The following is an 18,209-nucleotide window of genomic DNA, read 5'->3' as shown; positions in this document are numbered from 1 at the left end:
TCTCTGCCTAGGCAGCTAATTGGTGGTCAGATGAAACATTTCACCCCGGACGCATTCCACACTTGTCATCTCGGCCTTCTGCTCGGGCGCGCTGCGCTGCTCAAGGACCGGATCATCGACACGCACATGGAGCCCCACGGCATCACCGCTGCGCAGTTCAAAGTGCTGATCATCATGGCCCAGTTTGGCGTCGATACCCCGGCCGAGCTGTGCCGTCACTTGTCGCTGGACAGCGGTTCGATGACCCGCATGCTCGATCGTCTGGAACAGAAAGGTTTCCTCGCCCGCCAACGTTCCGAAGCTGATCGCCGTCAGGTGCAGTTGGTGCTGACCGGACAAGGCCAGCAATTGACTGACCGCCTGCCGGAGATCGGCGCCGACGCGATGAATGAACTGGCCGGCGCAATCACCCCGGATGAGCTGAAAACCCTGGAACAGATTCTCAAGAAAATGCTGGTAGCAGCCGGTGACTCGATCACCTTGCTGCGGGTAGGTGACCAATGAGCAGTAAAACCCTGCGTGCCGGCCTCAGCCTGATCCTGGCGGCCATGACCCTGGCCGGTTGCGCCAGTTACAGCGGCCTGACTACCGAAGGCGTCAGCCTCGATGCGAAAAACCTCAAGGCCGGGCAATCCCTCAGCGGCGTGACCCTGTCGCCCGCGGCCTGGCCGAAAAGTGATTGGTGGAAAAGCCTCGGCGACCCGCAACTCGACGGCTTGATCCGCGAAGCGCTGCACGACAGCCCCGACATGCAAATCGCCGACGCTCGCGCCCACCAGGCCAGCGCCGCCGCGTATGCCGCCGACGCTGCGCGCATGCCGACCCTCGATGCCAGCGCCGGTGTCAGCCGTTCGCGCCTGGCCCGGGATCAAGACCCGAGCGGGCAGGGCGGCACGTATTCCACCGTGCGTAACATCGGTGCCAGTTTCAACTACAACTTCGACCTTTGGGGCGGTCAGCGCGATGCCTGGGAAGCGGCGTTGGGCGAGGCCCGTGCTGCCGAAGTCGATCAGCAGGCTGCGCAACTGACCTTGTCTGCCGACGTCGCCCGCGCCTACAGCGACCTGGGTCAGGCGCACATCGTCTATGACCTGGCCAATGAAGACCTCAAGCGCACCAAGCAAATGCTCGACCTGAGCCAGCGTCGCCTGAGTTCGGGGATCGACAGCCAGTACCAGTTCCAGCAAACCGAAAGCCTGGAGGCCAGCTCCGAAGCGAGCCTGATCGACGCCGAAAAACGCCTGCAAAGCGCGAAAATCGCCTTGGCCGTGCTGCTCGGCAAAGGCCCGGATCGCGGCAATGAAATCGCCCGTCCGAAGATCCTTCAAGCCAGCGCCGTGGCGTTGCCATCGGTACTGCCGGCCGAATTGCTCGGTCGTCGTCCAGACCTGGTGGCCGCACGCTGGCGGGTCGAAGCCGCGAGCAAGAACATCGCCGCCGGCAAAACCCAGTTCTACCCCAACCTCAACCTGAGCGCCGCGGCCGGTGCCGAGTCGTTGCTGGGTGATGCGATGTTTGGTTCGGCCAGCCGTTTCTTCAATGTTGCGCCGACCATCTCGGTGCCGATTTTCGATGGCGGCCGCCTGCGTGCCGACCTCGATTCGCGCGATGCCGATTACGACCTCGCGGTGGCGCAGTACAACAAAAGCCTGGTGAAAGCGCTGGGCGATGTCAGCGACACCATCAACCAGTTGCGCGACATCGGCCGGCAGATCGGGGCGCAGCAACACGCCACCGACATTGCCCAGGATTCTTACAACACGGTGGTCCAGCGGTACGGTTCCGGCATCGGTAACTACCTGGACGTGCTCAGTATCGAGCAGCAATTGCTCCAGGCCCAGCGTCAGCTGGCCAACCTGAATGCCGAGCAGATCGACCTGTCGATCCAACTGATGCAGGCGCTGGGCGGCGGCTTCCAGGGCGAAACCCTGACCGCAGCCAACGCACTCCCAGCCACGCAGCACAACTAATTCAAGGTATTTGTCATGGCCACTGCCGAAACGACAACACAAACCCCTGACAACACTCCAGACACCAGCAACCCGCGCAAACGCAAAATCATGCTGGTGGTGCTGGCGATCGTGGTGATCCTCGCCGGTGTCGGCGTCTGGGGTTATCACGAATTCTACGGGCGCTGGAATGAAAGCACCGACGATGCTTATGTGAACGGCAACGTGGTGGAAATCACCCCGCTGGTCACTGGCACCGTGGTCAGTATCGGCGCCGATGATGGTGACCTGGTCCATGAAGGCCAGGTGCTGATCAACTTTGACCCGAATGATGCCCAAGTCGGTCTGCAAAGTGCCCAGGCCAATCTGGCCCGCACCGTGCGTCAGGTTCGTGGCTTGTACAGCAACGTCGACGGCATGAAAGCCCAGGTCAACGCCCAGCAAGCCGAAGTACAGAAGGCCCAGGACAACTTCAATCGCCGGAAAAACCTCGCCGCTGGCGGTGCGATTTCCCAGGAAGAACTGTCCCACGCCCGCGACGACCTGACTTCGGCGCAAAACGCCCTGGCCAACGCCAAGCAGCAACTGAAAACCACCAGCGCGCTGGTGGATGACACCGTGGTCTCGTCGCATCCGGACGTGATGGCCGCTGCCGCGCAATTGCGTCAGGCCTACTTGAACAACTCCCGCAGCACCTTGATCGCGCCGGTCACCGGTTATGTCGCCAAACGTTCCGTGCAACTGGGCCAGCGCGTCCAGGCGGGGACGGCGCTGATGGCGGTCATTCCGCTGGATCAGCTGTGGATCGACGCCAACTTCAAGGAAACCCAGCTGCGTGACATGCGCATCGGTCAGCCGGTGGACATCGAGGCCGACCTGTACGGCAGCGACGTGAAGTTCAGCGGCACCCTCGACAGCCTCGGCGCCGGTACCGGCAGCGCGTTTGCCTTGCTGCCTGCGCAGAACGCCACCGGTAACTGGATCAAGATCGTGCAGCGGGTGCCGGTGCGGATCCACATCAACGCCGAAGAACTGGCCAAGCACCCGTTGCGGGTGGGGTTGTCGACCCAGGTCGACGTGAACCTGCACGACCAGAGCGGCCCGGTGCTGGCGCAACAGCCGCCGCAAAAGGCGTCGTTTAGCACCAACGTCTACGACCGTCAGTTGGCCGAGGCCGACGCGATGATCACGCAGTTGATCCACGACAACAGCGCAGCGGTCAGCAAAACCGTGCAGCGCTGATTGCCATCACATCGACCCTTGGGAGCGAGCCTTTGTGGCGAGGGAGCTTGCTCCCGCTCGGCTGCGAAGCAGTCGTAAAGCTTTTGGGGTCGCTTCGCAACCCAGCGGGAGCAAGCTCCCTCGCCACAAAAGCTCCCTCACCACAAAGGCTCACTCCTACAAGGCCAGCTGCGTCTGTAACAGGCGCAGCGCCAATCAGGTTTCAAAGGATTTGCGATGAGCAATAACGCGTCTTTCACGCCGCCCAGCCTGCTGCTCGCCACCATTGGCCTGTCGCTGGCGACCTTCATGCAGGTGCTCGACACCACCATCGCCAACGTGGCGTTGCCGACGATTTCCGGCAACCTGGGCGTGAGTTCGGAGCAGGGCACCTGGGTGATCACTTCGTTTGCGGTGAGCAATGCGATTGCGCTGCCGCTGACCGGTTGGCTCAGTCGGCGCTTTGGTGAAGTGAAGCTGTTTCTCTGGGCGACTGTTCTGTTTGTACTGGCCTCGTTCCTCTGCGGTATCTCGACCTCGATGCCCGAGCTGATTGGCTTCCGGGTGCTGCAAGGCCTGGTCGCCGGTCCGTTGTACCCGATGACCCAGACGCTGCTGATCGCGGTCTATCCCCCGGCGAGGCGCGGTATGGCCCTGGCGTTGCTGGCGATGGTCACGGTGGTCGCGCCGATTGCCGGCCCGATCCTTGGCGGCTGGATTACCGACAGTTATAGCTGGCCGTGGATCTTCTTTATCAACGTGCCGATCGGCGTCTTCGCGGTGATGGTGGTGCGCCAGCAACTCAAGGCGCGTCCGGTGGAAACCAGCCGTCAGCCGATGGATTACGTGGGTTTGATCACACTGATCATTGGCGTCGGTGCGTTGCAGGTGATCCTCGACAAGGGCAACGACCTCGATTGGTTCGAGTCGAATTTCATCCTCATCGGCGCGGCCATTTCAGTGATTGCGCTGGCGGTGTTCGTGATCTGGGAAATGACCGACAAGCACCCGGTGGTCAACCTGCGGCTGTTTGCTTACCGCAACTTCCGCATCGGCACCATTGTGCTGGTGTTGGGTTACGCCGGTTTCTTTGGCATCAACCTGATCCTGCCGCAATGGCTGCAAACCCAGATGGGTTACACGGCGACGTGGGCGGGGCTGGCGGTGGCGCCGATCGGGATTCTGCCGGTGTTGATGTCGCCGTTTGTCGGCAAGTACGCGCACAAGTTCGACCTGCGGCTGCTGGCCGGGCTGGCGTTCCTGGCGATTGGCCTGAGCTGCTTCATGCGCGCCGGGTTCACCAACGAAGTGGACTTCCAGCACATCGCGCTGGTGCAACTGTTCATGGGCATTGGCGTGGCGCTGTTCTTCATGCCGACCTTGAGCATCCTGATGTCGGACCTGCCACCGAGCCAGATCGCCGACGGCGCCGGCCTGGCGACGTTCCTGCGGACCTTGGGCGGTAGCTTTGCGGCGTCGTTGACCACGTGGATCTGGATCCGCCGGGCAGATCAGCACCATGCCTATATGAGCGAAAGCATCAGCACGTATGAGCCCGCGACCCGCGAGGCGCTGAATGCACTGGGCGGTGCGAGCAACCCGGCGTATGCGCAGCTGGATCATGTGCTGACCAGCCAGGCGTACATGCTCTCCACCGTGGATTATTTCACGCTGCTGGGGTGGGCGTTTATGGGGTTGATCGTGATTGTGTGGCTGGCAAAACCGCCGTTTGCGGCGAAGGCGGGGCCTGCTACCTCCGGCCATTAAGTCCAGCACAGTGGATAGGTGTTTGACTTAAATCTTGAAACAATCACAGAACCCCTGTGGTGGCCTGTCAGTTCGTGGGGGCTGCGAGTTGTGGCGGCGGGGCGAAGTCGAAGGGGGCCAACGCAAACCCTTGCTCATCCACCTGCAACGCCCACCCTTGACGATCCCAATCCCCCAGTACAATCCGTTTGGCGGCCTGTTCGCCAATCTGCAACTTGTGAATGGCCGGGCGATGGGTGTGACCATGGATCAAGGTCTTCACGCCATAGGCCTGCATGATCCGCGGCACTTCTTCCGGCGTGACATCCACAATGTCATTAGCCTTCATCCGTGTCTGCGCTCGACTTTCGCTGCGCAGCTTGCGCGCCAGTTTATGCCGCGTGCGCAAGGGCAGGTGGCGCAGGATGAACAGGGTGATCGGGTTTCGCAGGTAGCGACGCAGCTTCATATAAGCCTCGTCGCGGGTGCAGAGGCTGTCGCCGTGCATCAATAGCACCGGCTCGCCGTTGAACTGCACGACGCTCGGGTCTTTCAACAACGTGCAGCCGGCCTGTTTGCAAAAGGCCTGGCCGAGCATGAAGTCGCGATTGCCGTGCATCAGAAAAATCGCCGTGCCGCTGTCGCTAAGCGTGCGCAGGGCCTGGCAGATGGAGCGCTGGAACGGCGTCATGGCATCGTCGCCAATCCACGCCTCGAAAAAGTCGCCCAGGATGTACAGCGCACTCGCCGAGCGGGCGCGTCCGGCGAGCAAATCCAGAAACGCCCGGGTTATGTCCGGGCGCTCCTCTTCCAGATGCAAGTCTGAAATCAGCAGTATCACGCTTCGATGATCTCGGCTTTCTCGATGATCACGTCTTCTGCTGGTACGTCCTGGTGGCCGGATTTCATGGTGGTGGAAACACCTTTGATCTTGTCGACAACGTCGGTGCCTTCAACGACTTTGGCGAACACGGCGTAGCCCCAGCCCTGAGTGGTCTTGGCGCTGTGGTTCAGGAAGCTGTTGTCAGCCACGTTGATGAAGAACTGGGCGGAAGCCGAATGCGGCTCCATGGTGCGAGCCATGGCCACGGTGTACTTCTCGTTCGGCAGGCCGTTGTCGGCTTCGTTCTGGATGCTTGGGCGCTTGTCTTTCTTTTCTTTCATGCCTGGCTCGAAACCGCCGCCCTGGATCATGAAGTTACCGATGACGCGGTGGAAAACGGTGTTTTCGTAGTGACCGGCTTTAACGTACTCGATGAAGTTGGCAACGGTCAGCGGTGCCTTTTCAGCGTTCAGTTCCAGGACGATGTCGCCATGGTTGGTGGTGAGTTTGACTTGGGTCATGATCGTGGACTCTTTTAGGAGATGCGTTTTATATGAATTCGTGGGTTTCGGGGCATTGAAGCCCTCAACCGGTCTGGCCAGCAACAGCCAAGGTGCGCAGTTTAGCGTGCCGGGCGCGAATTTCGAGGCTGTTTTTCATTTGCATCCGATTAAATGCAGCCGTTTTCGGGCCTGTACTGTCAGCGACTTGACGGCATCGGCTATGATAAGCCCCTTTGTTTTAACAGCCGCTTTGATTTGGCCAACTGGCCGCGCACTTGTACGTTCAAGGATCCTATGAGCAAGCCCACTGTCGACCCTACCTCGAATTCCAAGACCGGCCCTGCCGTGCCGGTCAATTTCCTGCGCCCGATCATCCAGGCGGACCTGGACTCGGGTAAGCACACGCAGATCGTCACCCGTTTCCCGCCTGAGCCCAACGGCTACCTGCACATCGGTCACGCCAAGTCGATTTGCGTGAACTTCGGCCTGGCCCAGGAATTTGGCGGCGTCACGCACCTGCGTTTCGACGACACCAACCCGGCCAAGGAAGACCAGGAATACATCGACGCGATCGAAAGCGACGTCAAATGGCTGGGCTTTGAATGGTCCGGCGAAGTGCGCTATGCCTCGCAGTATTTCGACCAGTTGCACGACTGGGCCGTCGAGCTGATCAAGGCCGGCAAGGCCTACGTCGACGACCTGAGCCCTGAACAGGCCAAGGAATACCGTGGCAGCCTGACCGAGCCGGGCAAGAACAGCCCGTTCCGCGACCGCTCCGTAGAAGAAAACCTCGATTGGTTCGCCCGTATGAAGGCCGGCGAGTTCAAGGACGGCGCACGCGTGCTGCGGGCCAAGATCGACATGGCCTCGCCGAACATGAACCTGCGCGACCCGATCATGTACCGCATCCGTCATGCTCACCACCACCAGACCGGTGACAAGTGGTGCATCTACCCGAACTACGACTTCACCCACGGTCAGTCGGACGCCATCGAAGGCATCACCCACTCGATCTGCACCCTGGAGTTCGAAAGCCACCGTCCGCTGTACGAGTGGTTCCTCGAGAACCTGCCGGTTCCGGCGAACCCGCGTCAGTACGAGTTCAGCCGTCTGAACCTGAACTACACCATCACCAGCAAGCGCAAGCTCAAGCAACTGGTCGATGAAAAGCACGTTTTCGGCTGGGACGATCCGCGCATGTCCACGCTGTCGGGCTTCCGCCGCCGTGGCTACACCCCGGCGTCAATCCGCAATTTCTGCGACATGGTCGGCACCAACCGTTCCGACGGCGTGGTTGACTTCGGCATGCTCGAGTTCAGCATCCGTCAGGACCTCGACGCGAACGCCCCGCGCGCCATGTGCGTGCTGCGTCCGTTGAAAGTCGTGATCACCAACTACCCGCAAGACAAGGTCGACAACCTCGAGTTGCCGCGTCATCCGCAGAAAGAAGAACTCGGCGTGCGCAAGCTGCCGTTCGCCCGTGAAATCTACATCGACCGCGATGACTTCATGGAAGAGCCACCAAAAGGCTACAAGCGCCTGGAGCCGAACGGCGAAGTGCGTCTGCGCGGCAGCTACGTGATCCGTGCCGACGAAGCGATCAAGGATGCCGATGGCAACATCGTCGAACTGCGGTGCTCCTACGATCCGGAAACCCTGGGCAAGAACCCTGAAGGCCGCAAGGTCAAAGGCGTGGTGCACTGGGTGCCGGCGGCGGCCAGCATCGAGTGCGAAGTGCGTCTGTACGATCGCCTGTTCCGCTCGCCGAACCCTGAAAAGGCCGAAGACAGCGCCAGTTTCCTGGACAACATCAACCCTGACTCGCTGCAAGTACTCACTGGTTGTCGTGCCGAGCCTTCGCTGGCCAATGCACAGCCGGAAGACCGTTTCCAGTTCGAGCGCGAAGGTTACTTCTGCGCGGATATCAAAGACTCGAAACCAGGTGCTCCGGTATTCAACCGTACCGTGACCTTGCGTGATTCGTGGGGCCAGTGATTCAAGGAACCTCAAAAGTGCTTTCGATCTACAACACGCTCACCAAGAGCAAAGAAGTCTTCAAGCCGCTGGATGGCAACAAGGTGCGCATGTACGTCTGCGGGATGACCGTGTACGACTACTGCCACCTCGGCCACGGCCGCAGCATGGTCGCGTTCGACCTGGTGACCCGCTGGTTGCGGTTCAGCGGCTACGACCTGACTTATGTGCGCAACATCACCGACATTGACGACAAGATCATCAATCGGGCCAAGGAGAACGGCGAGTCGTTCGAAGCCTTGACCGAGCGCATGATCGCGGCGATGCACGAAGACGAAGCGCGCCTGAACATCCAGAAGCCGGACATGGAACCGCGCGCCACCGGGCATATACCCGGCATGCACGCGATGATCCAGACCCTGATCGACAAGGGTTACGCCTACGCCCCGGGCAATGGCGACGTGTACTACCGCGTCGCCAAGTTCATGGGCTACGGCAAGCTGTCGCGCAAGAAGATCGAAGACCTGCGCATCGGCGCGCGGATCGAAGTCGACGAGTCGAAACAGGACCCGCTGGACTTCGTTCTGTGGAAAGGCGCCAAGCCGGGCGAGCCGAGCTGGGCATCGCCGTGGGGCGACGGCCGGCCGGGCTGGCACATCGAGTGCTCGGTGATGTCGACCTGCTGCCTCGGCGAGACCTTCGATATTCATGGCGGCGGCAGCGACCTCGAGTTCCCGCACCATGAAAACGAAATCGCCCAGAGCGAAGCGGCCACCGGCAAGACCTACGCCAACGCGTGGATGCATTGCGGCATGATTCGCATCAATGGCGAGAAGATGTCCAAGTCCTTGAACAACTTCTTCACCATTCGCGACGTGCTGGAAAAGTACCACCCGGAAGTCGTGCGTTACCTGTTGGTGTCGAGCCACTACCGCAGCGCGATCAACTATTCGGAAGACAACCTCAAGGACGCCAAAGGCGCGCTCGAGCGTTTCTACCATGCGTTGAAAGGCCTGCCGAACGTGGCGCCGGCGGGCGGCGAAGCCTTTGTCGAGCGTTTCACCCAGGTGATGAACGACGACTTCGGCACGCCGGAAGCCTGCGCGGTACTGTTCGAGATGGTGCGCGAGATCAACCGTCTGCGTGAGAGCGATCTCGATGCAGCGGCGGGTCTGGCGGCGCGCCTGAAGGAACTGGCCAGTGTGCTGGGCGTGTTGCAGCTTGAGGCGGATGACTTCCTGCAGGCCGGTGCTGAAGGGCGGGTTGATGCTGCTGAGGTTGATGCGTTGATTGCTGCGCGTCTGGCGGCTCGTGCCGGTAAAGACTGGGCTGAGTCCGACCGTATCCGCGACCAACTCACCGCCATGGGCGTGGTGCTGGAAGACGGGAAGGGTGGTACGACCTGGCGATTGGCTGACTGATGATCGTTCCCACGCTCTGCGTGGGAATGCCTCAACGGACGCTCCGCGTTCGGCTTTGCAGGGACGCGGAGCGTCCCGGGCTGCATTCCCACGCGGACGGTTCGACGCCTCGACGTGGGAACGATCAGTCTCCTGACTGCCGCAATCGCTTGTACAGGGTATTGCGGCTCACCCCGAGTCTGCGGGCGAGGTGCGAGATGTTCCCCCCAGCCGCCTGCAACTGCCGATTCAAATCCTCCACATCATTCAAGTCCACCGCCAGCGGCTCCGGCGAATCCACCGGTTCCATCTCCAGATCCACAAAAAAATCATCCGGCAAATGCTCCGGCCGCACCGGTTGTTCCTCGGCCATGGCCAGCGCCACCTGCATCACGCTGCTGACCTGCCTTAAATTCCCCGGCCACGGGTGGCGGCCGAACAACTCCATCACCTCCCGACTTAACCCAGCCCACTGCGATGGCTCGCGATGCTGTTCCCACAGGCGCTTGAACAGCGCCTGTTTATCGCTGCGCTCCCTGAGCGGCGGTAATTCCAGAGTCAAACCGCCGATCCGGTAATAAAGATCTTCCCGAAACCGGCCCAACTGAACCTGCTCGCGCAGCGAGCGGTTGGTCGCCGAAATAATCCGGATATCCACCGGGAACAACTCGCTGCTGCCCACCGGTTGCACGCAACGTTCCTGCAACACCCGCAGCAACCGCGCCTGAGTCGGCAGTGGCATGTCGCCGATTTCATCGAGGAACAGCGTGCCTCTATCAGCCTTGCGGATCAGCCCGATGCTGCCTTTCTGATTGGCGCCGGTGAACGCGCCTTTCTCGTAGCCAAACAGCTCGGATTCCACCAGTTCGGCGGGGATCGCTGCACAGTTGACGGCGATGAATGACTGTTTGCTCCGGGAGCTGGCTTGGTGCAAGGCTTTGACGAAGACTTCCTTACCGACGCCGGTTTCCCCGTGAATCAACAGTGGAATGTCTTTTTCCAGCAAACGTTCGGCCTGGCGCACGGCTTTTTCCACGCGACTGTCGCCGAAATGCAGCGTATTGAGGCTGATCGCAGCGGGTGCGGCCACGGCCGGTTCCGCGAAGACTCTAGCTTGAATCGGCACCTGTTTCGGCCGTTTCAACAGGCACTGAAAACGGTTGCGTCCAGAGGCTTGCAGCGCAAAGGGCAGGCCATCCGGCTGATTCAGCAGTTCCAGCAGCGACACCTTGAACAGGCTCTCGACACTGACCCGAGACAGGCTGATGCCCAACAAATTATCGGCCCGGCGGTTGGCGGACAGCACTTGACCGGTCTCATCAAAAATCAGCAAACCGGCCCATTGGCTGTCGAGGTTGTTCAGTCCGGTGTTGAAGGTCAGTTGGAAATGCTGGCCGTGAAAGAGGTTGAGGATCAGCCGGTTTTCCACGGTCTGACTCATCATCTTGACCATGCCGAGGGTGTGGGACGGCGGCAGGTAGCTGTCGCTGGACACGTCCAGCACCGCGATCACCTTGCGCTCGGCATCGAAAATCGGCGCGGCGGAACCGGTCATGAAGCGGTTGGCCTTGAGGAAATGTTCATCGTGTTCGATATGCACTGCTTGTTCGCAGGCGAGGGCGGTGCCGATCGCATTGGTGCCGCTGCAGCGTTCCATCCAGCTGGCGCCGGCGCTGAAACCGCGAGTCAGGTTCGGCTCGATAAAACGCTGGGTACCCCACGACGTCAGCACCTGGCCTTGATTGTCGGCGAGCATGATCAGGCAGTTGGAATTGCTCAGGATGTTTTCGTAATACGGCAGGACTTCCTGATGTGTGGTCTGCACCAGGGAATGCTGGCTCTCCAGCAACTGGGCGATGCCCTCGGCCGGCAGCTGGTCGAACGCCGGTGCGCTTTGATGATTGAGGCCAAACGCACGGCAACGGGACCAGGAGTCCTGGATGATGGCGTCGTGGGAGAGCGGCGAGGCAGGTGCGGCCATGGCAGTCGATCTCTGAGCATTATTATTTTTGTTATGTGCAGCGCGATTCATGTAGCAGCTGGCGAAGCCTGCGTTCGGCGACGCAGTCGTCGTAAAACCTGCATGTGCGGTCATCCTGACACACCGCGCCACCTGATTTCACGACGACTGCGTCGCCGAACGCAGGCTGCGCCAGCTGCTACAGGATCGTGGCGAATTCGGATAATCGTGTCACAAAACCATCTGTAGAGTGTTGTTCACTATTGTTCATTGTCAACGGCTGGACTGTTCAATTGTTCAGTCGTGGTTGTTCATTTCTGTTCAGCAACGAACGCGGTTTTGCCGCTGTCTCGAAGATTTTCACGGTGGTTCAATAACTTACGTTTTCTGGCATGAAACTCGCTCTACAGCTTGGGTCGCTTGACTCCAAATAATAAAAAAGGCCGAGCCATGTCATTAACCCTGGAGCACGTCAGCCGTACCGTCGAGGGCCAGACCTGGATCGACGATGCGTGCCTTAGTTTTGAACCCGGATCCTTCAACGTTTTGCTCGGGCGCACGCTGTCCGGCAAAACCAGCCTCATGCGCCTGATGGCCGGTCTGGACAAGCCCGACAGCGGTCGCATCCTGATGAACGGCGTCGACGTCACGCAGCGCCCGGTGCGTCTGCGCAATGTGTCTATGGTCTATCAGCAGTTCATCAATTACCCGACCATGACGGTGTTCGAGAACATCGCCTCGCCCTTGCGCCAGGGCGGTGTCTCCAACGAGCTGATCCAGAGCAAAGTGCTGGAAACCGCCAAGATGCTGCGCATCGAGAAATTCCTCCAGCGCTATCCGCTGGAACTCTCCGGCGGCCAGCAACAGCGCACCGCGATGGCCCGCGCGTTGGTCAAGGATGCCGAGCTGATCCTGTTCGACGAGCCGCTGGTGAACCTCGACTACAAGCTGCGCGAAGAACTGCGTCAGGAAATGCGCGAGCTGTTCAAGGCCCGGCACACCATCGCCATCTACGCCACCACCGAACCCAACGAAGCGCTGGCCCTGGGCGGCACCACGACCATTCTTCACGAAGGCCGGGTGGTCCAGAGCGGCAAGTCCTCCGAGGTCTATCACCAACCGCAAACGGTGCTGGCGGCGGAGCTGTTCTCCGAGCCGCCGATCAACCTGATGCCGGGCCGCATCGCCGGCAACGAAGTGAGCTTCGCCAATTTTGTGCACTTTCCGTTGAACGTGGACCTGCGCCCGGTGGGCGAGGGCGAGTTCCGCTTCGGCGTGCGCCCCAGCCATATCTCGCTGGTGCCGAGCAACGACGATGACCTCGAACTCGCCGTGACGGTGGAGGTGGCCGAGATCAGCGGTTCGGAAACCTTCCTGCACGTGCGCAACGAGCATTTCCTGTTGGTGCTGCACTTGCCCGGGGTCCACGAATACGACGTCGATGCGCCGATCCGGATCTATATTCCGACCCATAAACTGTTTGTGTTCGATGCGCAGGGGCGGCTGGTCCAGGCGCCCGGTCGCCGCATCGCGAGGGTTGCCTGATGGCCGAAATCCGTTTGCAGAACCTCGCCCACAGTTACACCCGCACGCCGACCGGCCCCGAGGATTACGCGATCCGCGAAATGGACCACGTCTGGGAACAGGGCGGTGCTTATGCCTTGCTCGGGCCATCGGGCTGCGGCAAGTCGACCTTGCTCAACATCATTTCCGGGTTGCTCAGCCCGTCCCAGGGTCATGTCCTGTTCGATGGCAAAGCGGTCAACGACCTGACGCCGGAGAAGCGCAACATCGCCCAGGTTTTCCAGTTTCCGGTGGTGTACGACACCATGACGGTGTTCGACAACCTGGCCTTCCCGCTGCGCAATCAGGGCATGGCCGAGGCGAAAATTCACACCAAGGTGCGGGAAATCGCCGAAGTCCTCGACCTTCAGGCGCTGCTGAGCAAAAAGGCCAGCAACCTCACCGCCGATGAAAAACAGAAAGTCTCCATGGGCCGTGGGCTGGTGCGCGACGACGTCTCGGCGATCCTGTTTGATGAACCGCTGACGGTGATCGACCCGCACCTGAAGTGGAAGCTGCGACGCAAGCTCAAGCAGATCCACGAGCAGTTCAACATCACCATGGTCTACGTCACCCACGATCAACTCGAAGCCTCAACCTTCGCCGACAAGATCGCGGTGATGTACGGCGGCCAGATCGTGCAATTCGGCACCCCGCGCGAGTTGTTCGAGCGGCCGACGCACACGTTTGTCGGCTATTTCATTGGCAGTCCGGGGATGAACCTGATCGAGGTGCAGCCGCAACCGGGTGGTGTCGGGTTTGCGTCAACGCATCTGCCTTTGTCCGACTCGCAACTGAAACGCATCGCCGAGTCTGAGTGGAAAACCCTGAAGGTCGGCATCCGTCCCGAGTTCGTGCATGTGTGGGACGAACCGTTCGATGACGCGATGCAGGCACAAGTCATACATGTCGAAGACCTCGGCACCTACAAGATCATGACCCTGAACCTCGACGGCGCCACGCTGAAAGTGCGCCTTGCCGAAGACAAGCCAGTGCCTGAGGGAACCGCCTACATCAACTTTCCGGCACAGTGGTTGATGGTTTATGCCGACGATTACCTGCTGGAGACGCAGCCATGAACAAGGTGCAGAACAACAAGGCCTGGTGGCTGGTCCTGCCGGTGTTTCTGCTGGTGGCATTCAGTGCGGTGATCCCGATGATGACCGTGGTCAACTACTCGGTGCAGGACATCTTCGACCAGTCCAGCCGCTACTTCGTCGGCGCCGACTGGTACAAGCAGGTGCTGCTTGATCCACGCCTGCACGACTCGCTGCTGCGGCAATTCATCTATTCCGCCTGCGTGTTGCTGATCGAAATCCCCTTGGGCATTGGCATCGCCCTGACCATGCCGACCAAGGGCCGCTGGTCGTCGCTGGTGCTGATTATCCTGGCGATTCCGCTGCTGATCCCGTGGAACGTGGTCGGGACGATCTGGCAGATCTTCGGCCGGGCCGACATCGGCCTGCTGGGATCGAGCCTCAATGCGATGGGCATCAGCTATAACTATGCGGCGAACACCATGGACGCCTGGGTCACGGTGCTGGTGATGGACGTCTGGCACTGGACGTCGCTGGTGGCGCTGTTGTGCTTCTCCGGGTTGCGGGCGATTCCGGACGTGTACTACCAGGCGGCGCGGATTGATCGGGCATCGGCCTGGGCGGTTTTCCGACATATCCAGCTGCCCAAGCTCAAGAGCGTGCTGTTGATCGCGGTGATGCTGCGGTTCATGGACAGTTTCATGATCTACACCGAGCCGTTCGTGCTCACGGGCGGCGGGCCGGGGAATGCTACGACGTTCCTCAGCCAGACCCTGACGCAAATGGCGATCGGGCAGTTCGACCTCGGCCCGGCGGCGGCTTTCTCGCTGGTGTACTTCCTGATCATCCTGTTGGTGTCCTGGCTGTTCTACACCGCCATGACTCACTCTGACGCCAACCGCTGAGGTCTGCCATGAGTAAAAGAAAGCTTATTCCGTTGCTGATCTACATCCTGTTCCTGCTGGTGCCGATCTACTGGCTGCTGAACATGTCCTTCAAGAGCAACACCGAAATCCTCAGCGGCCTGACGTTGTTTCCGCAGGATTTCACCTTCGCCAACTACAAAGTGATCTTCACCGATCCGGCCTGGTACACCGGTTACCTCAACTCGCTGTACTACGTGAGCCTGAACACGATCATCTCCCTGAGCGTGGCGTTGCCGGCGGCTTACGCGTTCTCGCGCTACCGCTTTCTCGGAGACAAGCACCTGTTTTTCTGGCTGCTGACCAACCGCATGGCGCCGCCGGCGGTGTTTTTGCTGCCGTTCTTCCAGCTCTATTCTTCGATTGGTTTGTTCGACACGCACATCGCGGTGGCGCTGGCCCACTGTCTGTTTAACGTGCCGTTGGCGGTGTGGATTCTGGAAGGCTTCATGTCTGGCGTTCCGAAGGAAATCGACGAAACCGCTTACATCGACGGCTACAGTTTCCCCAAGTTCTTCGTGAAGATTTTTGTCCCGCTGATCGGCTCCGGGATCGGTGTGACGGCGTTCTTCTGCTTCATGTTTTCCTGGGTCGAACTGCTGCTCGCACGAACCCTGACTTCGGTAAACGCCAAACCGATTGCGGCGGTAATGACCCGCACGGTCTCGGCATCCGGCATTGACTGGGGCGTGCTGGCGGCGGCGGGGGTGTTGACTATCCTGCCAGGCATGCTGGTGATCTGGTTTGTTCGCAACCACGTGGCCAAGGGCTTTGCCCTGGGCCGGGTCTGAGGAGCTGATGATGGAATGGATGAGCTGGACTGTCCCCACTGCGGCGTTCTTCATCGCCATTGGCCTGATTCTGGCGGGCATGACGACGTGGGAATTACGTTCGCCGAGTGTCCCTCGGCGTGGTTTTCTGCCGATTGCCACCACCCGTGGCGATCGGCTGTTTATCGGTCTTCTCGGCAGCGCCTACCTGCACTTGCTGGTAATCGGCGTCACCGACTGGAGCATCTGGGTTGCGTTCGCGTTGTCCCTGGTGTGGCTGTTGGCTGTGATGCGTTGGGGCTAGTCGAATCGCTCGGCAATGTTGCTCCGAAACTCAATAAGGAGGTCTCTATGTTCGACAAAAACAATAAGCTGCGACATAGCATTTCATTGGCAGCCATGCTGGCACTCAGCGGTCTGAGCGCTTCGGCCTGGGCCGATGCCTACGAAGACGCCGCGAAGAAATGGATCGGCAGCGAATTCAAACCGTCCACCCTCACGCCAGAGCAGCAGCTCGAAGAGCTGAAGTGGTTCATCAAGGCCGCCGAGCCGTTTCGCGGGATGAGCATCAAGGTGGTTTCGGAAACCATTGCGACCCACGAATATGAATCCAAAACGCTGGCCAAGGCCTTTACCGAGATCACCGGGATCAAGCTGACCCACGACTTGCTGCAGGAAGGCGACGTGGTGGAAAAGCTGCAAACCCAGATGCAATCGGACAAGAACATCTATGACGGCTGGGTCAACGACTCGGACCTGATCGGTACGCACTTTCGCTATGGCAAGACCGAATCGATCACCGACCTGATGGCCAACGAAGGCAAGAATTTCACTTCGCCGACCCTGGACATCAAAGACTTCATCGGCATCTCGTTCACCACCGCGCCGGATGGCAAGATCTACCAATTGCCTGACCAACAGTTCGCCAACCTGTACTGGTTCCGTGCCGACTGGTTTGAACGGCCTGAGCTCAAAGCCAAGTTCAAGGAAAAGTACGGCTACGAATTGGGCGTGCCGGTGAACTGGTCGGCCTATGAAGACATCGCCAAGTTCTTCAGCGAAGACGTCAAGGAGATCGACGGCAAGCGTGTCTACGGGCACATGGACTACGGCAAGAAAGACCCGTCCCTGGGCTGGCGCTTTACCGATGCCTGGTTCTCCATGGCCGGTGCCGGCGACAAGGGCATTCCCAATGGTTTGCCGGTGGACGAGTGGGGCATCCGTGTCGAGGATTGCCACCCGGTCGGTTCCAGCGTCACCCGTGGCGGCGATACCAACGGCCCGGCGGCGGTGTTCGCCACCACCAAATACGTCGACTGGCTTAAAGCCTATGCGCCACCGGAAGCAGCGGGCATGACCTTCTCCGAATCCGGTCCGGTGCCGTCCCAAGGCAACATCGCCCAGCAGATCTTCTGGTACACCGCGTTTACCGCCGACATGACCAAACCGGGCCTGCCGGTAATGAATGCCGACGGCACGCCGAAATGGCGCATGGCGCCGTCACCACGCGGCCCGTACTGGGAAGAGGGCATGAAGCTGGGTTATCAGGACGTGGGTTCCTGGACCTTCATGAAGTCCACGCCTGAGAAGCAGAAACTGGCGGCTTGGCTCTATGCGCAGTTCGTGACGTCGAAAACCGTCTCGCTGAAGAAAACCATTGTCGGCCTGACGCCAATTCGTGAGTCGGACATCAACTCGCAAGCCATGACTGACCTGGCACCGAAACTCGGTGGTCTGGTCGAGTTCTATCGCAGCCCGGCCCGCGTGCAATGGACCCCGACCGGGACCAACGTGCCGGACTATCCGCGGTTGGCACAACTGTGGTGGAGCCACATCGCGGAAGCGGCCAGCGGCGAGAAGACTCCGCAACAGGCACTGGATGGCCTGGCCAAGGATCAGGACGCGATCATGACGCGTCTGGAACGCTCGAAGGCGCAAGCCACCTGCGCACCGAAAATGAACCCGGAGCGGGATGCGCAATACTGGTTCGATCAGCCGGGTGCACCGAAGCCGAAACTGGCGAACGAGAAGCCCAAGGGTGAAACCGTGAGCTACAACGAGCTGTTGAAATCGTGGGCGGAAGCACGCAAGTAAGCTTCTGTACTGAGAAAGGCGAACGGCACCGAAAGGTGCCGTTTTTGTTTGTGCCTGATCCATTGCTATCGCGAGCAGGCTCACTCCCACAATGATCCGCCTGCTCGCGATAGCTGATTTACATTCAACACTTCTGTTGCCTGACACACCGCTATCGCGAGCAAGCTCGCTCCCACAGGTTTCAGGGGTGCTCACACATTCTGCGGACGACGGTGATCACTGTGGGAGCCGGGCTTGCCCGCGATG

General features: G+C 60.0%; 15 protein-coding genes. 12 read left to right on the top strand and 3 right to left on the bottom strand.

The features are described from left to right. Positions 1–30: 30 nt before the first annotated feature. The 4 genes from ACYZT8_RS18765 to ACYZT8_RS18750 all read left to right on the top strand — a co-directional run bounded on the left by ACYZT8_RS18765 (position 31) and on the right by ACYZT8_RS18750 (position 4,937). Entirely contained in the window at positions 31–504 is a 474-nt protein-coding gene (locus ACYZT8_RS18765) for a MarR family winged helix-turn-helix transcriptional regulator (protein WP_461974938.1), read from the top strand. After that, a complete protein-coding gene (locus ACYZT8_RS18760) occupies positions 501–1,970 on the top strand; it encodes an efflux transporter outer membrane subunit (protein ID WP_461974936.1) in 1,470 nt (489 codons plus the stop codon). Before ACYZT8_RS18765 ends, ACYZT8_RS18760 begins: the two co-directional genes overlap by 4 nt. Before the next feature lie 15 nt (positions 1,971–1,985). Beyond that, positions 1,986–3,191, top strand: a complete 1,206-nt coding sequence (locus ACYZT8_RS18755) for an HlyD family secretion protein (protein WP_461974934.1) — start codon at positions 1,986–1,988, stop codon at positions 3,189–3,191. Between the two features lie 216 nt (positions 3,192–3,407). After that, on the top strand, positions 3,408–4,937 hold the full coding sequence (locus ACYZT8_RS18750) for a DHA2 family efflux MFS transporter permease subunit (protein WP_461974932.1): 1,530 nt from the start codon (positions 3,408–3,410) through the stop codon (positions 4,935–4,937). A 67-nt stretch (positions 4,938–5,004) separates the two neighbouring features. On the opposite strand, the gene lpxH is transcribed toward ACYZT8_RS18750, so the two are convergent. Together lpxH and ACYZT8_RS18740 are read right to left on the bottom strand one after the other, a co-directional pair. Then, a complete protein-coding gene (lpxH, locus tag ACYZT8_RS18745) occupies positions 5,005–5,757 on the bottom strand; it encodes a UDP-2,3-diacylglucosamine diphosphatase (protein WP_461974930.1) in 753 nt (250 codons plus the stop codon). After that, entirely contained in the window at positions 5,754–6,260 is a 507-nt protein-coding gene (locus ACYZT8_RS18740) for a peptidylprolyl isomerase (RefSeq protein ID WP_415768223.1), read from the bottom strand. Before ACYZT8_RS18740 ends, lpxH begins: the two co-directional genes overlap by 4 nt. A gap of 276 nt (positions 6,261–6,536) precedes the next feature. Here ACYZT8_RS18740 and ACYZT8_RS18735 point away from each other — a divergent pair, with 276 nt between their 5' ends. Together ACYZT8_RS18735 and cysS are read left to right on the top strand one after the other, a co-directional pair. After that, positions 6,537–8,237: a glutamine--tRNA ligase/YqeY domain fusion protein gene (locus ACYZT8_RS18735; RefSeq protein WP_461974928.1), complete on the top strand. Its 1,701-nt coding sequence runs from the start codon at positions 6,537–6,539 to the stop codon at positions 8,235–8,237. A gap of 17 nt (positions 8,238–8,254) precedes the next feature. Beyond that, positions 8,255–9,637 carry a cysteine--tRNA ligase gene (gene cysS / locus ACYZT8_RS18730; RefSeq protein ID WP_461974926.1) on the top strand — a complete coding sequence of 461 codons (1,383 nt, stop codon included), beginning with the start codon at positions 8,255–8,257 and terminating at the stop codon, positions 9,635–9,637. Positions 9,638–9,761: 124 nt separating this feature from the next. Here cysS and ACYZT8_RS18725 read toward each other — a convergent pair whose 3' ends face one another. Next, on the bottom strand, positions 9,762–11,597 hold the full coding sequence (locus ACYZT8_RS18725; RefSeq protein WP_461974924.1) for a sigma-54-dependent Fis family transcriptional regulator: 1,836 nt from the start codon (positions 11,595–11,597) through the stop codon (positions 9,762–9,764). A 429-nt stretch (positions 11,598–12,026) separates the two neighbouring features. On the opposite strand from ACYZT8_RS18725, the gene ACYZT8_RS18720 reads away from it, so the two are divergent. From ACYZT8_RS18720 to ACYZT8_RS18695, 6 genes are read left to right on the top strand one after another with little or no spacing between them, the layout of a single operon-like run. Further along, positions 12,027–13,121, top strand: coding sequence for an ABC transporter ATP-binding protein (locus ACYZT8_RS18720; protein ID WP_461974922.1), 1,095 nt, complete (start codon positions 12,027–12,029; stop codon positions 13,119–13,121). Next, positions 13,121–14,218 (top strand): ABC transporter ATP-binding protein, encoded by a 1,098-nt coding sequence (locus tag ACYZT8_RS18715; RefSeq protein ID WP_461974920.1) that lies wholly within the window; start codon positions 13,121–13,123, stop codon positions 14,216–14,218. Before ACYZT8_RS18720 ends, ACYZT8_RS18715 begins: the two co-directional genes overlap by 1 nt. Beyond that, positions 14,215–15,081 carry a carbohydrate ABC transporter permease gene (locus ACYZT8_RS18710; protein ID WP_131062346.1) on the top strand — a complete coding sequence of 289 codons (867 nt, stop codon included), beginning with the start codon at positions 14,215–14,217 and terminating at the stop codon, positions 15,079–15,081. The genes ACYZT8_RS18715 and ACYZT8_RS18710 overlap by 4 nt, the downstream gene beginning before the upstream one ends. A gap of 8 nt (positions 15,082–15,089) precedes the next feature. Further along, positions 15,090–15,890, top strand: coding sequence for a carbohydrate ABC transporter permease (locus ACYZT8_RS18705; RefSeq protein ID WP_131062347.1), 801 nt, complete (start codon positions 15,090–15,092; stop codon positions 15,888–15,890). 10 nt (positions 15,891–15,900) lie between these two features. After that, on the top strand, positions 15,901–16,173 hold the full coding sequence (locus tag ACYZT8_RS18700; protein WP_109629387.1) for a DUF2160 domain-containing protein: 273 nt from the start codon (positions 15,901–15,903) through the stop codon (positions 16,171–16,173). Between the two features lie 47 nt (positions 16,174–16,220). After that, complete coding sequence (locus tag ACYZT8_RS18695; RefSeq protein ID WP_461974918.1) at positions 16,221–17,963, top strand: ABC transporter substrate-binding protein; 1,743 nt, start codon at positions 16,221–16,223, stop codon at positions 17,961–17,963. Positions 17,964–18,209 lie beyond the last annotated feature (246 nt).

It is taken from the genome of Pseudomonas sp. LB3P93, assembly GCF_054898025.1.
The sequence above is the reverse complement of the archived record's forward strand: the minus strand, read 5'-3'. Positions and strand labels throughout refer to the sequence as shown.